This window comes from Candidatus Uabimicrobium amorphum, from assembly GCF_009002475.1.
Taxonomy (GTDB): Bacteria; Planctomycetota; Uabimicrobiia; order Uabimicrobiales; family Uabimicrobiaceae; genus Uabimicrobium; species Uabimicrobium amorphum.
In genome coordinates this window covers 1398966-1413578 of the sequence record NZ_AP019860.1, presented here as the reverse complement: position 1 = coordinate 1413578, position 14613 = coordinate 1398966, and the positions used below count along the sequence as shown (strand labels likewise).

General features: G+C 39.0%; 10 protein-coding genes. 2 read left to right on the top strand and 8 right to left on the bottom strand.

All coding sequences use genetic code 11. The features are described from left to right. Positions 1-21 precede the first annotated feature (21 nt). Positions 22-1938 (bottom strand): hypothetical protein, encoded by a 1917-nt coding sequence (locus tag UABAM_RS04885; protein WP_151966880.1) that lies wholly within the window; start codon positions 1936-1938, stop codon positions 22-24. A 345-nt stretch (positions 1939-2283) separates the two neighbouring features. On the opposite strand from UABAM_RS04885, the gene UABAM_RS04880 reads away from it, so the two are divergent. Further along, on the top strand, positions 2284-4125 hold the full coding sequence (locus UABAM_RS04880; RefSeq protein ID WP_151966879.1) for a serine/threonine-protein kinase: 1842 nt from the start codon (positions 2284-2286) through the stop codon (positions 4123-4125). Positions 4126-4519: 394 nt separating this feature from the next. Here the strand turns inward: UABAM_RS04880 and UABAM_RS04875 are convergent, their stop codons facing one another. The 7 genes from UABAM_RS04875 to UABAM_RS04845 form a co-directional block, all read right to left on the bottom strand. Then, a complete protein-coding gene (locus UABAM_RS04875) occupies positions 4520-7318 on the bottom strand; it encodes a bifunctional aconitate hydratase 2/2-methylisocitrate dehydratase (protein ID WP_151966878.1) in 2799 nt (932 codons plus the stop codon). A 251-nt stretch (positions 7319-7569) separates the two neighbouring features. Next, positions 7570-7905, bottom strand: coding sequence for a HesB/IscA family protein (locus tag UABAM_RS04870; RefSeq protein ID WP_151966877.1), 336 nt, complete (start codon positions 7903-7905; stop codon positions 7570-7572). Positions 7906-8077: 172 nt separating this feature from the next. Beyond that, positions 8078-9001 carry a hypothetical protein gene (locus UABAM_RS04865; protein ID WP_151966876.1) on the bottom strand — a complete coding sequence of 308 codons (924 nt, stop codon included), beginning with the start codon at positions 8999-9001 and terminating at the stop codon, positions 8078-8080. Between the two features lie 60 nt (positions 9002-9061). Next, positions 9062-9955 (bottom strand): hypothetical protein, encoded by an 894-nt coding sequence (locus UABAM_RS04860; protein WP_151966875.1) that lies wholly within the window; start codon positions 9953-9955, stop codon positions 9062-9064. A gap of 32 nt (positions 9956-9987) precedes the next feature. Then, positions 9988-10599, bottom strand: coding sequence for a DUF4328 domain-containing protein (locus UABAM_RS04855; protein WP_151966874.1), 612 nt, complete (start codon positions 10597-10599; stop codon positions 9988-9990). Between the two features lie 10 nt (positions 10600-10609). After that, complete coding sequence (locus UABAM_RS04850) at positions 10610-11533, bottom strand: hypothetical protein (protein WP_151966873.1); 924 nt, start codon at positions 11531-11533, stop codon at positions 10610-10612. Positions 11534-11777: 244 nt separating this feature from the next. Next, complete coding sequence (locus UABAM_RS04845; protein WP_151966872.1) at positions 11778-13178, bottom strand: neutral/alkaline non-lysosomal ceramidase N-terminal domain-containing protein; 1401 nt, start codon at positions 13176-13178, stop codon at positions 11778-11780. A 135-nt stretch (positions 13179-13313) separates the two neighbouring features. Between UABAM_RS04845 and UABAM_RS04840 the strand changes: the two genes are divergently transcribed. Continuing rightward, the gene (locus UABAM_RS04840) at positions 13314-14585 is read left to right on the top strand and encodes a TMEM143 family protein (RefSeq protein WP_173013138.1); all 1272 of its coding nucleotides are present in this window, start codon (positions 13314-13316) and stop codon (positions 14583-14585) included. The last annotated feature ends 28 nt before the right edge of the window (positions 14586-14613 follow it).

Genomic DNA, 14613 nt, shown 5'->3' with positions numbered 1-14613 from the left:
TACTGAGCAGACTCGATTTAACTACTTATTTTGCGAGTACATCTTTGCCATTTTTTCTAATTGTTTATATCCACGTGTGAACTCTTTTACACCTTCGCTCAAAGCTTCGAAAAGATCCTCAGGTGACTCACTTGGTCCTTCTTTATCTATATGACGAAAAAAAGTACCCATCGCGCGCATCGCTCTTTGCATTTTTTCTGGTGTCATTTTCGGAGGAGTCTCACCGCGAAACAGAACGCGCTTTGGCTGCGCTTGTTGCGTATCGTTTGTGTTGTTTTGGTACGGCTGTTTTGCTGTTGTCTCATGTTGGGGTTGCTTTGTTGTTTCTTGTGACTTTGTTGTTTCTTGCGGTTTCGTGGCTTCTTGCGGCTTTGTCGCTTGATTTTTATATTCGTCCACTTGGCTTTTGAGTTTTTCCAGTTGTGAACTGTAGCCTTTCACTTGTTGCGAATATTTTTGCTTTTGCAATTTGAGTGTTTGCAGTTGTGTCAATAGAAGCTTTTCGTTTTTCTTATATGTGTTTATTTTTGTTTCATAGCTTTCGACTTCTTTTTTGCACTTTTGTTGCTGCTTTTCCAAGGTCGCAATATTGGAGTTCAATTGCTTTTTTTTGGTGAGAAGTTGCACTAATTCTTGTTGGTATTTTTTTTGTGCACCACTTTGTTGACTATTTTGCTTCTCTACCAACTCTTTGTGTGAAGCTATTTGTGTTTTGTATGTCTTCAGTTGTGTTTTCGCTACATTGGACATCGTCTGTAGATTTTTCACTTCCGCTCGCAAAATTTTCGACTTCGCTTCGAGGATTCTTAATTCACTTTGATGTTTTTTCTGCGCTTTTTCTGCTTCTAATTTTGCCTTTTCCTGCTTCGCTGCTAAGTCAGCAACCTCTTTTTTGAGTTTTGCTTTTTCATTTTTCAGGCCAACAATGTAAAGCTTTGCGGTTTTTTGCGCTATTGCGTACTGCTTTTCTTTCGCCGACATCTCTTTCTGTTTTTTGGCGACTTGTTGTACAATTTTTTGCACTTTGGCTTTGTGCATCTCAATTTCCGCGTTGGCTTTCTCTTGTTCTGTTGCAACTAGAGTTTTGATATTTTTTTCTACAAGTAATTTACGCTCTTGAAGTTCTCTTTCGTACTGTGCTCTTTTCGTTACCATTTCTCTGTCGGCGTTAGCTCTTTTTTCTACAATCTCTTTTTCGGCCTGTGCTCTTTTTTCGGCAATTTTCTTTGCTGCGAGTGCTTCTTTTTCTGCAATTTCTTTCTCGGCTTGTGCTTTTTTTTCCGCAATTTTTTTATCTGCCTCGATTTGCTGTTGCATAATTTCTTCATCAGCAGTCGACTTTTTTTGCGCAATTTCGTTCATCAAATCCTGAAGCATTTTGGTCTTTATTTTTTCCAACTCGCTCTTCATCATTTCTTTATTTTGTTGTTGCTTTGCCAGCCATTCTTTTTGAGCTTGTGTTTTCTTTTGCTGTTCAAGCATTTGCTCCTGTTTTTTTTGTGCAGCGATATGACTTTTTCTTTCCTCTAAAGATTTATGCGCCGTCGAAATATAGGTAAAACTAGTCACTTTAGAGAAATTTGTATTGTACTCATCGTCTTGTTCTGCCACAGTAAAAGTATGACTACCAATACTATCGTTGTTTGTTAAATCCTTGTCGACAATATTGACAGTAACCTTATCTCCCACTCGGAACATATGGTCAATGGCGATAGTTTCTTCTAAGATTAAGTGATTTTGGTATGTCTTACTTTTGAAAATGTTACTACCATTTTTGGAAATACTGATGATCAAATCAGGTGCACCCTTAAATGAATCCCAATATTTCGCACCATTTTTATTTGTCACCTTGATTTTCGTGATAAAAATATAACGAGTTTCACTGTAACAATGGCTACCCAAAATGAACAGTAACAAAACTAAAAAAGTTGTTCTCATCGTAAAATCCTTTGTTAACAATAACTTGAAATAACGGTCTCGTGCAAGTATCCGCCAATAACAGATTTTACCATTTTTGTAAATGTGATTTTTCTAACGCATCTATAAAAATGTATATTGAGATACTTGTAACCATCCGATAGTTCCATAATATTAGCAAAAATTTATCATACTCCTTAGAAAAATTTTAAATAGTTATGTATAATAAATTTTTGTTTTATCTAGGGCCAGCCTAATACATACCTATAATACTACCTCCTATAAAATGATCGCTAGGTAATCCATCATGCTCTAAATAAACTTGTAAATACGCACAAACTCTAAATGAGAAAGTAAGGAACGAAATTGGACCAATTTCGAGACACGCAAACCTCAAACGAAGCTCGTTATTTCGGTAAAGCCAAACGCTATCAAATTTTGCAAGAAATAGGGGCGGGCGGAATGGGACGCGTTTACAAAGCTTTTGACGCAAAAATCAATAGAGTTATTGCTCTCAAGGTTCTGTTATCTGGAAAAAATGCCAACGAAACCGAGAATCGACGTTTTCTTCGCGAAGCAAAAACTCTAGCCAGTCTACAACACAAAAATATTATTCGCGTTTACGATATCGATGTTTTTGAAAAACAATACTTTTTTACTATGGATTACATAGATGGCACCACGTTAAAAGAAGCAGCAAAAAAACTCAAAAAGAATCAAATCATCGACATTATGATCCAAGTAATCAATGCAATACATTATGCCCATGGCCAAGGAGTGATTCACCGCGATATAAAACCAAGTAACATCCTCGTTACTCAAAACAACGAACCAGTAGTGATGGATTTTGGCTTGGCGCGCGCTACGGACTGTAGCACTCTAACGCAATCAGGTAGTATGCTAGGTACATTGCTGTATGCTTCCCCGGAGCAAATCTCTGGAAAAAAAGTCGACCATCTTACCGACATTTATGCGTTGGGTGCCACGTTGTATGAAGTTTTAGCACAGCGTCCTATTTTTAAATCCGAAGGCCAAGCCAATTTATTGTTTCTGGTACTTAATAAACCTCCACAACCTATGCCACGAACAATAGCTAAAGAGTTGCAAGATATATGTTTTTGTGCATTGCAAAAGGACAAGGCAAAACGCTACTCGAGTGCGGCAAAGATGGCCCGGGATTTACGAAACTTCCGTAAAGGCCTTGCCGTACGCAATACCGGACGGGTAAAAATAAAACGCAAAAAATTTCCGATATCTTACATAGTTGCTGTTAGTGTGGTGGTGATTTTGGTGACGAGTTTCCTATTTCTTCGCCAAACGTCTAAACCGAGAAACGTAGGAAAGAAAAAAACAACACAAAAACACGACCCACAAAAAATACTAGAAGAGCAAAATCGCAAAAAAGCGCAGCATCATTTTGCGGAGAGTAAAAAACAACATCACTTGTATCGTATTGAAAAAGCTTGGCTAGAGATCAAAGAAACGATTAGGTGGGATAAAAATCCGCGGTATTATGTCTATGGTTATCGCATTTTTTGGTTAATTATACGCAATCGCTTCATGCCAGAAAAACAAGAAAAAGAGCTCCTTAGACAGGCTGATAGGGACATAGCCACTTTTCTTAGGAGAAAAGGCTATATTCAACCACTACTTGCCGCAACAGACGATGACGCGTTATACTGCCAGGGGCTTATGTATTACCGCGGTTTAGGGGTAGAGAAAAATTTGCCATTGGCTTACGAAAAGTTACACGCGTTACACCGTAAGGGTTTTTTCGAAGCAACATTACAGCTTGTCAATTACTACACATTAACCAATCAAATGCAAAAATTGCAGGAGTGTTACGAATTGGGCGAGGAAAAGCAATTTGCACCTCTCATCATATCTTATGCTAATCGCAGTAAAAAGAGATATTTGTATGTTAAAGCCGCGGAACTTGGCTATCGTGAAGCGATGTGTATGTTGGGGTATTTCCATTCTTTGCCAGGGAGTCCCGATTTGCATTTGCAAAAGTCACTGGGTTATTATCTACAGGCAGAAAAACTAGGTTCATATCGTGCTTTGCGCGGAATCGTCGATACATATAATTTTTATCAACAAAATGCGGTGCAAGTACCACATTCGCTACAATATTGGATAAAAAAAAGAGATCGCAAACAGCAGGAATTGATGCGTATTCAATTACAAGATTTGTTTGACATAAAATAGAGTTAGAAGTGATTTTGTGGTAGGGATTCGTTTTCAGATTGGTGCCCTCACCATCGAATTTAAGGTTTTAGCTTCGCTAAAAGCCTCAATTCTCATGCCTCTCCCACAGGGAGAGGCGTAACGCGTCTGAATTTGATTCCATTCGTTTTCTATGATGCGTATCACAATGCAACATCCATCAAAAGAGTGTATTACATCCCTACTTTGTCCCGCAACTCAAGCAAATTTAGTTTTTAACAAAAGAGAAGCATTACACCTCTCCCTGTGGGAGAGGTATAAGAATAGCAGATTACAGCCTAGCTGTAACTGCTAATTCGATGGTGAGGGCACCCAATCTGAAAAACTCAAACTAATACGAAAATAAATTCGATGGTGAGGGCACCCAATCTGAAAACTAGTAAGAAAGTAAATGAGATGGTGCGGAGGTCATCTGTTTCAACGGCGGTGCAAATTTTGTCAACTCGATACCTTGTACCGCGGACTTGTATTCATCGATCGTAGGTATTCTACCAAGAATCGCAGAAAGAACCACGACGGGTGTTGATGCAAGTAATGATTCCCCCTTCTTGCGATCCGAGTCTTTTACAACTCTTCCTTGGAATAAACGCGTAGAAGTAGACATCACCGTATCACCTTTTGCAGCCTTTTCTTGGTTCCCCATACATAGGTTACAACCCGGTCTTTCCAGATACAAGATATTTTCGTACTCGGTACGAGCTTGTTGTTTAGGGGCCGCATCATCAAATTCAAAACCGGAATACCTCTGTAGTATTTCCCAGTCACCTTCCTCTTTGAGTTCCTCAATGATATTGTAGGTAGGCGCTGTAACGACAAGAGGTGCTTTAAACTCTACCATTCCCGACTGTTCTTCTAAATTTTTGAGCATTTTAGCAACAATCTTGATGTCACCCTTGTGAACCATGCAAGACCCTACAAAACCAAGATCTACGTGCTTTTCGCCCTTATAGTAGGTAAGATCGCGAATGGTGTCGTGAGTGTAACGTTTGGATACATCTTCGTTGTGAACATCAGGATCGGCAATCATTGGCTCATCGATAGCATCTAAGTCAACGACAAATTCTGCGTAGTACTTCGCATTTTCGTCAGGGGTTAATGGCGGCTTTTTGCCGGTCTTCACCTCTTCAATTCTGTTGTTTGCTCTATCGATAAGACCTTGAAGGACTTGCTTCTCATTGTCCATGCCCTTATCGATCATTGTTTGAATTCGACTCTTTGCAATCTCAAGCGACTCGATAAGGGTATCCGCTTCAGAAATACAAATAGACGCTTTTGCTTTCATCTCTGCTGTCCAGTCGGTAAAGGTGAAAGCCTGATCAGAAGGCAGGGTTCCTATATGAACTTCGATAACTCTACCTTGGAATACATTTTCGCCACCAAACTTCTTGAGCATTTGCGATTGTGTTGCATGCACAACATCGCGAAAGTCCATGTGATCTTTCATTTCGCCTTTGAAGGTTACTTTTACAGATTCCGGTATTGGCATAGAGGCTTCACCAGTGGCAAGTGCGAGTGCAACAGTTCCCGAGTCAGCTCCGAAAGCAACCCCCTTTGACATTCTCGTATGAGAGTCACCACCGATAATCACCCACCTGTCGTCTACCGTAAGATCGTTGAGTACCTTGTGAATTACGTCGGTCATGGCATGATACTTATCTTCTGGGTCACGACCGGTAATCAGGCCAAAATCATTCATAAACTTCATCAATCTTGGTGTGTTTCTTTGCGCCTTCACATCCCATACCGAAGCGGTGTGACAACCTGACTGATAAGCGCCCTGAACAATTGGTGAAATCACCGTAGCCGCCATCATTTCCAATTCCTGAGAAGTCATGAGACCTGTGGTGTCCTGAGAACCGACAATATCTACATTCACACGAACGTATGAACCAGCATGCAATGTGGCACCCGAAGTCCCCACAGCATTTTTGTTGAATATTTTTTCGACGGCCGTAAGACCTTGTCCTTCGTGAGAGATTTCTTTGGATGTAGCAAAAACTGGTGGAACTTCGATCCCAAGTGCTTTTGCGGCAAATGCCTGAAGTTTTTTACCAAATACAATGGCGTATGAACCTCCGGCTCTCATAAATTCCATTTTCTGTGGGGTAAAAGCAGATGAGATGTCCATTAACTCCTGGTCGCCATTGTACAGTTTTTTGGTTTTGGTATTAATGGTAAGAACGGTACCTGTATCCACAGAATATGCTTGTTCTAAAACGGGTTCGCCCTCTTCATCGACGACGACATTCCCCTCTTCATCACGTTTTTTCACCCAGTTTTTGAGATCTAAACCAATACCACCTGTTACACCAACAGTGGTAAGGAAGATAGGTGAAATACCGTTGGTACCTGCCACGATGGGAGCAAAGTTAATAAATGGTACATACGGACTGGCAGGTTTTCCGATCCAAAGTGCGACGTTGTTTACGCCTGACATTCGCGAAGAACCTACTCCCATAGTTCCCTTCTCGGCAACTAACATGACTCTCTTATCGGGATGTGCTTCCTGTAGAGCCTTGAGTTCGTTTTGTTTCTCTTTGTTGTGCTCAAACATACATTGACCATGTAACTCACGGTCTGATCTAGAGTGGGCATCACTACCTGGTGACAGTAAATCTGTAGAGATATCGCCTATCCCGGCGACAAAAGTAACCACTTTAATCTCTTCTTCTATCTCCGGCAGTTTAGTGAAAAATTCCGCTTGTGCATAACTTTCAACAATATCTTTCGCGATTTCATTACCATTTTTCAAAGCTTCTTCTAGACGTTCTGTATCCGCTTCATAAAGGAATACCTGAGTCTTTAAAACCTTTGCCGCCTCACCGGCAATCGCAGCATCATCACCCAACGCTAAATCGAGTAGAACCTTAACAGAAGGTCCTCCTTTCATGTGGGATAATTGCTCAAAGGCAGAAGCAGGCGAAATTTCTTCTACGGTCGCTTTACCAAGAATGATTTCCTTTAAAAACTCCGCTTTTACACCAGCCGCACTGGTGGTTCCTGGCAAGACATTGTAGATAAAGAAATTAAGAGAGTCTTTGCGATGCTCATTATTCAAATCTTTGATTTGCGCAATAACTTCGCTTAATAATTCAGCAGTGTCAATTGGCTTCGCATGAAGTCCTTGACCTTTTCTTTCTTCAATCTCTTTTAGATATTCACTATATCTGCTCATAAAAGATTTCCTTAATTTATAGAGACTTTTGAATTTCCTGTTCCGCTAGAATACTCTAGAAAAGAGTACAGGTGTTTTCGTTTAAGGGACCTGGCCGAAAATAACTTACCAGACTAAAAGATCATAAGGTTAGGAGAGAGTCCTGTTATACATGAGATGTATATATGAGGTGTGTAAATTTGTATTATTTTGAAGTTGTATAGATTGGTTGAATTTTCAAAATTTAGAGAAACAAGTGTTACCTTGTTTCTCTAAATTGCAAATGAGCTACCACAGCCGCAAGTGCGTACTGCATTGGGATTTGTAAATTCAAATCCAGAGCCATTAAGCCCACCACTGTAATCTAGTGTGGTTCCGCTCAAATACAGTGCAGATTTTGCATCTACATGTAACTGAACATCGTGTTCAGCGACAACAATGTCGTCTTCTCGTTTTTCACTCTCAAATGAGAGTTTATAAGAAAATCCAGAACACCCGCCTCCTACAACAGAAACGCGTAGAAATTGGTCGTCGGGTATGTTGTCGTTCTTGCGTATTTTTTGGATTTGTTTTGCTGATTCTTCTGTAATTGTTATTATGTTGACCATCACAAATCCTCCATTTATAAAATTGTTATAAAATAACAGAGATTTAGTATAAAATTATACTTATTTTTTCGACAAAATGCAATAGAAATTTTGAACAATAACAATCCACTATACCGTTTTGTCATTGTTCACAGGATGCTTCCATTTTACGAAGCACCCTGTAGTAATTCATTTATAAAACAATAACGACTAAAACGAGCATTGCGATTATGTGTGGTACAAAATGCACGAGTTTGTGACTGGCTTCGACATAATGGATTTGTTGCTGAATGACGTCAGGATCGGGAACTCCATAGTATTGACGTCCCACACGTGTTATGTCAAGCCCACTGCCAATGAGCATACTTTCCCACATTGGACTCACACACTCAATTTCTCCCATATGCACGCGCTGATAGTAATAGTCGGCGATTCTGTACTGACGATCGAGCACTTGAATCTTTTGCATCGCGATCTTTGCACTATACTTTTCCAAAAACTCTCCGATGTATGTCACAAATGCTAGTTCCAATCCAAACAGATAAAAAAGTTCGGAGACCGAGAAACGTAGTGTGTCGTTGATTGCAGCAATTTGTAAACACCTTGGATCGGCAATCACATGAAAACGCGTCAATATCACACCGACTGCGCCACTAACAATTAGAGTTAGAGATAGCATTTTTAGGAAAGATAAGCGGCGAAAAAGAATGTTACTCATACACATAAACGCCAGCGAAAATAGATAAAAACATGCCGCCATAGCACATATATTTTGAATGGAAATCAGATCGACAACTGCTACAGAGTAAATCGTAGATCTAGCGAGAATATCAGCAACAGAGCTCAGTATCATTCCAAGAGTACAAAATACGACCGTTGATATAATAAGAATTAAACGGATAATATTGCGACGAATAATCGTAATGTAACAGAATAAAATACAAAGCTCTACCGCCTCAAATATTCCTAAGAAATTTGGTGGGGCAATGGTTGCGTTTTCCGCAAAAGATTCTGGTGAAATTTCACAAAAACCAACACCAAATAAAAATTGTCGATATCCAAATATATCTATCACAAAGGGAATACAGAGTAAAAATACACAAAAGATTTTTTTCATATACACTCCTTAAATGAAAAAAGAGGATGCCATATAACACAACATCCTCTTCTTAAAAAATTATTTAAAATCAACCCAACAATGTATGTGGTGAGTTGCAACAACCATCATTTCTTGGGCTTTTCTTGCAAAACTTTGCGAATAGTTCTTTTTGGAAAATTTATAAACACGATCCCAAGTCCAGATGGGTTGTTCGTTATAATAAACGACGATAACACTTGCCTTAAAGCGACGATTGCGTCCTCCGACTTTAAAGTTACCATCGTGTGGCATGATGTAAGCATTTAGATCAAATGTACGTTTGCCAACCTTTGGAATTTCAAAGGAGTCTTTCCAACTCTTGGCAGGTGGTAGTTTGTCTCTCAATTGTTTACGCTCTCCGTCCACATTCACTTTTTGCGATACAACACTTGATGCAATTAAAGATGACTTTTCAGCATCTCCACTTAAAGCACAAATCGTGATATAACCATTACCGGCTTCAAGCGTCTCTGTAGGGATTTCGATGCTAGCCTCAGAGTTGTAAAAATATTTTTCAAAAGATGCACCATTATTGTTTTCATAGCTAAAGTACATGAAAGGACTTGTCGCTTGCCATTGATAAACAGTGGGATAGAGTTTATCCATTTTAAGTTGTGGATCAATCAAACTAGGCACAAGTGGTAACACTACATCGTCTGCAAATACGACATCTCCGTTTGTATTTGTCACGACTACCGATGCTGTATCACCTGGTTTCAAAGAAGGGAAACCGCTTATGTAACCTAAAACGGGGTGGTAACCTATTTTTTCGTCGTTGACAACAACGTTTAAATCTTTTCTTACACGGCCATCTTCATAAGCTGTGGCGGAAAATATTACTTCATTATTTTCACAAACTACATTGGCTTGAAATTGTATTTCCGCGTATAAAAAACTGCAAAAAAGCGCTAATAAAATTGGTATTCTAAACATTAATTCATCCTCTCCAAAGTTTCACCTAAAACTCAATTGGTGGCATAACTCTCTTTTTGTAGTTTTTCAATACTACGAACCATAGAAAAAGCAAACATCGCCGCAAAAACGCCCAGCGCATCCGCAGCGATCAGAGCTAAGATGGAGTTTTTGAAAGTTTCCACATCGTCAGAAAAAGCGACCAATAAGCCACTTACATACCCTAAAACGATCGTAAGTAGTACACTAAGCCACCAAAATAAAACCACAAATGACTTTTTTGCTGAGTCTTTGGAACTTTGTGTCCACACTTCTTTCGCAATACGGTAAGGACGAACAATATTGACAATAGGAATAATAAAGCCCCAAAATGTCTGCCCGTGACTATATTTTAGGTCTTTTGCCCCTAAACTTTCTAGATCTTCATGCACCCCATAGAACCACAAACAAAAAGTGATAAATATCAAAATATATAAAATCATTTGTGTAATCGTCAGTAACTGCATTTGCACATTACTTTCTTCGACAGTTTCCACAGAAAGGATATTATTTTGTGAAGCTTCGTTGTAGATACTGTATTGATCAAAAAGCGATACTATACTCCAAGCATTCACAATAACAATAATCACAAACAAAACACTTAGAAATCCAACACTCTTCTTCATCGCACTCCCCTTATTCTAGCTTTTTGAGATATTCCTGTAGTAGTTTATTTAAATATTTATTGTATTCTTGAGCTTCTTCTGCACTCATTTGTTTTGTTGTATAGTCAATTTTTAGACCATCGTTAAAATGTTTTTTTGCCTTTTTATAATCTTTAATAAGATAACTCATTGCTCCGGCAATAAAGTAACACTCTTTGTGAGGAAAAAAGTCCTGTTGAGGTTGCTTTAAAACTTCTTCGGCAATTGCGAGTGCCTTTTTACGATCTTCGGTGGCTTCTTTGTAAAGAATGTCTTGCTCTTCACTCATTTGTTGGTGCCGATAATGTTGCAAGAAATCTTTTGTTTGTTGTGTAATTAAAAACTTCAACACAGGATAAAATACTGCCGATAGTATCGACCGTGTTGCGCCAGGGTGTTTGCGCTTTTCCAAAACCTGTGGCTGTTTTCTCTCAAGAGCCTTCTTCTTGTTTTTCGAATTATCCGCTTCTTTTTCAAGATGATATGCTTTGGTTCGGTAAAATTCAGCCCAAAAGTGATCATGCCCAAGTCCCCAAACCTCATAAACTTTCTCCGCAATCCTCATACGCGTAGAAATAGGAATTGCCGTGTAATCTTCGTATTTAGATAAATCGTGATTCATTTCCTTCAACGCATCGGTAACGGCAATCAATTTATTTGCAGGAAGGGCATGAAAATGCCAGGAAAAAGTAGAGTAAGAGCACTTCTGACAACAGTAAATAGAGCGTGTATCTGTAAATGGCCAAAACACGTATTGAAAACGCGATGGACGCATGTATATTTCATTGGAAAATGATGCAGGTTGCAAAAATGCAGTTTGTTTTAAACAAACAGGACAGGTGGCAATTTTTTCACGCCAATCAGCTTGCACAAAACAAGCGCAGAATAAGATAACAAGTGTGAAATAACGAATCATTTTTTCTAACTCCTAGTATCAGCGATCATTAGTGAGGAGAACTCAATAGGTATTTGTGGAATTTGGTTTTTCGTAGAGCAAAAAACAACCTGAAACGGCAAATTTTTGCCCTATTTTATTAGTTATGAGAACTTTAGTCAAAATCAAAATGATTTATGATGATTATATTCTTCAAATCGCGTTCTGAAAATACCCAAAAACTACTTTTTTTATTAAAAGCTTTTCGTTAGATATTTTATAAAAATCATTTTCTCTCCATGGAACTGTTTTTCATCTCAACAGCAACACTATACGCGTAATCCATGACGCATTCGCCGTAGCCGGGATCAAAAAAACTTTCAATATATTCGGGGCCTGATGGTGGCCACATCGCACTATAGGAGTGCATGAGATAACTGTACCAGCTATTACTCAAAGAAGTCACAATTCCCACATCATAGTGCCTTTCCAACTTCTTACGTAGATCAATGGTCAATGTAGATGAAATTTCGAAGGGAAAGTTTGCAATAGCTGTTTGGTGCAATGTGTTATCGATTGTACTAATTTCTAAATGAGATTCCTCAGGCATATATCCCCAGTCTACCCAAACTCTTCCTACAATTTCAAGAGGTATGAGAAAGTCAGGAATGGCATTGACATTGACATTGCCCAAAATAAACTTGGGCGAATGGTGTTGTAAACGAACCACGGGAGACGTTTGTACTGTACTGCGTATTTCCTTTACCTTGTCGGAAATAAGTTTTCCCATGATTTCAATTTTTTCCATACGCTGTGGTACACGTCCACTGATATGTTTCCAATATTTTGCAGGGGGTCTGGTCGTGACATCTCCTAGCCCTCCTTGAAAAAACAACGCCACATAAGATGGATCTTGCTCTTTTTCTAAAATACGTGCAAAAGCCCCAGGAAAGTCAGAAGAGTACTTCCATAATTCAGGAGGCATGAGTATTGGGTGTCCGGCAAACCACACCATATCCGCCATTATTTTATCATTCTGGTCTTTAACATGGATCAACGTCAGCCTTGTGTCCACAGGGTCGTTTTTACGTCTTCTATTTTTTGTGGTGTTTTGTAGTTGCGCATGGGTAATGCCAATCTTCGCTGGTTGCATGTTCTTTTTTGCGGTGAGAATACTCTGGGAGATTTTTTGTGCCAGGTATTCTAAATTTTCGGCATCAAAAGAGCCCATTGCAATAGATGGTAAAGTACAACACCAATATCCACCGATTGCCGAATGCGGATGTGTGGCACATAAATTCACCACGATTTCAGGACCGACTTGCTCGCGAACTTTTTTTGTCAAAGCGTCTGTTAAAATAAGTAGGTCCACGGACACATAGGCAATGTATTTTTTGTTAGACGCAATTTGCGCGTTGTTATGTAAAAGTACGGCACGGCTGTACAAATGGTGATATAGCTCACGTTTTTCATCGTAATATGTTCCAGAGGCAATGCGATTTCCTGGAGCATATCCCGCCATGTAGGTGTTTTTGTATGGGGTTAAAGCGACGCGACTTGTACCACAATATAACTGTGCGTAGTCCTGTGCAACAGCGATTTTTTTGACAACAGGCTGTTGTTTATAGCCTCCTGAACATCCAAATAAAAATACGACCAGTACGAGGATTTTAATCACGTTGTGCATTCTTTATCTCCTAGTAAAAAAAGATTGCCCGTTGTTTTCTTTTTATATAATATGATACCTGTGTAAACACGGCATGTCCATAAATACAGCATGCCAGTACAAACTGTTTTTTACAACATTTATGAGAGGTATAACATGGCGGTATACGATGATCGAGAAAGGTTTATTCCTTATCAAAAATTCGAATTAGTCAATATGATATCTAAAGACTTAACGGTAGAAAGTCAAAGAGATTTTAAAAGATTTTGCCGTATCCTTGAAAGTGTATATCACTTCAAGTTTCACGAAAAGTTAGAAAAAATGAAGCAATGTTATTATCCCTTTAATCCCGACATCGACACCAGAAAATTCCGTAAATATACTCCTGAAGAGCTAAAGCAGTCCGAAGACGAGCTAGAAGAAGTTTTTAGTGAAATTTTAAACAATGCCAATTATCGACAGATTTCAGAAGAGGAACTGCACGAAGCTCTTGTTAGGGAATCTCTTTTCAAGATAAGTCTCTTTGTAGACTTTGCTCAGTTCGATAAATGTTTACTATTTTGCCGTGGTGATGTTACCAACAAAGTGGTCATTCGCACCTGGAATTTTAAGAAAAAAACCATCGAAGTTCCCACATACAAACGCATAGCAATGTTAATAAAATTCCGCGAAGAAAAACACATTGCAAAAGAGGATAGAGACGGCATCATGTTTACACCAGGAACCATGGTAGTAAAACTGTTCCGTAACATTCCCAAGGCGGATATGGAGATGCTTTTCCCCAACACCAAAGTACGCATGCGTTTGAAAGACAAACTTTTCTTAGGAGTTCCTGCTGTCCTTGGTGGTTTGTTTGTCGTATTGGCAAAAGGGGGATCTGTTCTTTACGCTTTGCCGATTATCTTTACGATCATGTATATATTGTTGACAACAGGAAACTTATCCGAAATAGACTCACAACAAGCGGCCATTTTGATCGCTGGAGGAACAGCGTTAATTGGTATTTTCGCCTATGCTTGGCGTCAATGGGTGAAGTATCGTTCGCGAAAAATAGAGTTTATGAAAACCCTGTCGGAAAATCTGTATTTCAAGAACCTAGACAACAATGCCGGAGTTTTTCATCACTTGGTCGATTCGGCAGAAGAGGAAGAATGCAAAGAAGTGATCTTAAGCTACTTCTTTTTACTACAAAATCCGCAAGGACTAACAGAAGAACAAATAGATGATTCCATTGAAAAATGGTTCGAAACAAAACACAAAACGCGTATCGATTTTGAGATAGACGACGCATTGCGTAAACTTGTGGAATTAGAACTTTGCACAACAAGCGAAATAGAAGGAAAGACTATTTATCAAGCGATTGCCGTAGAAGAGGCATGTAAGAAATTGGATTATATTTGGGATAATTATTTCCAATATAACGAGTAATTGTGAGTGTAGAAGGCTTTGTGTTGTT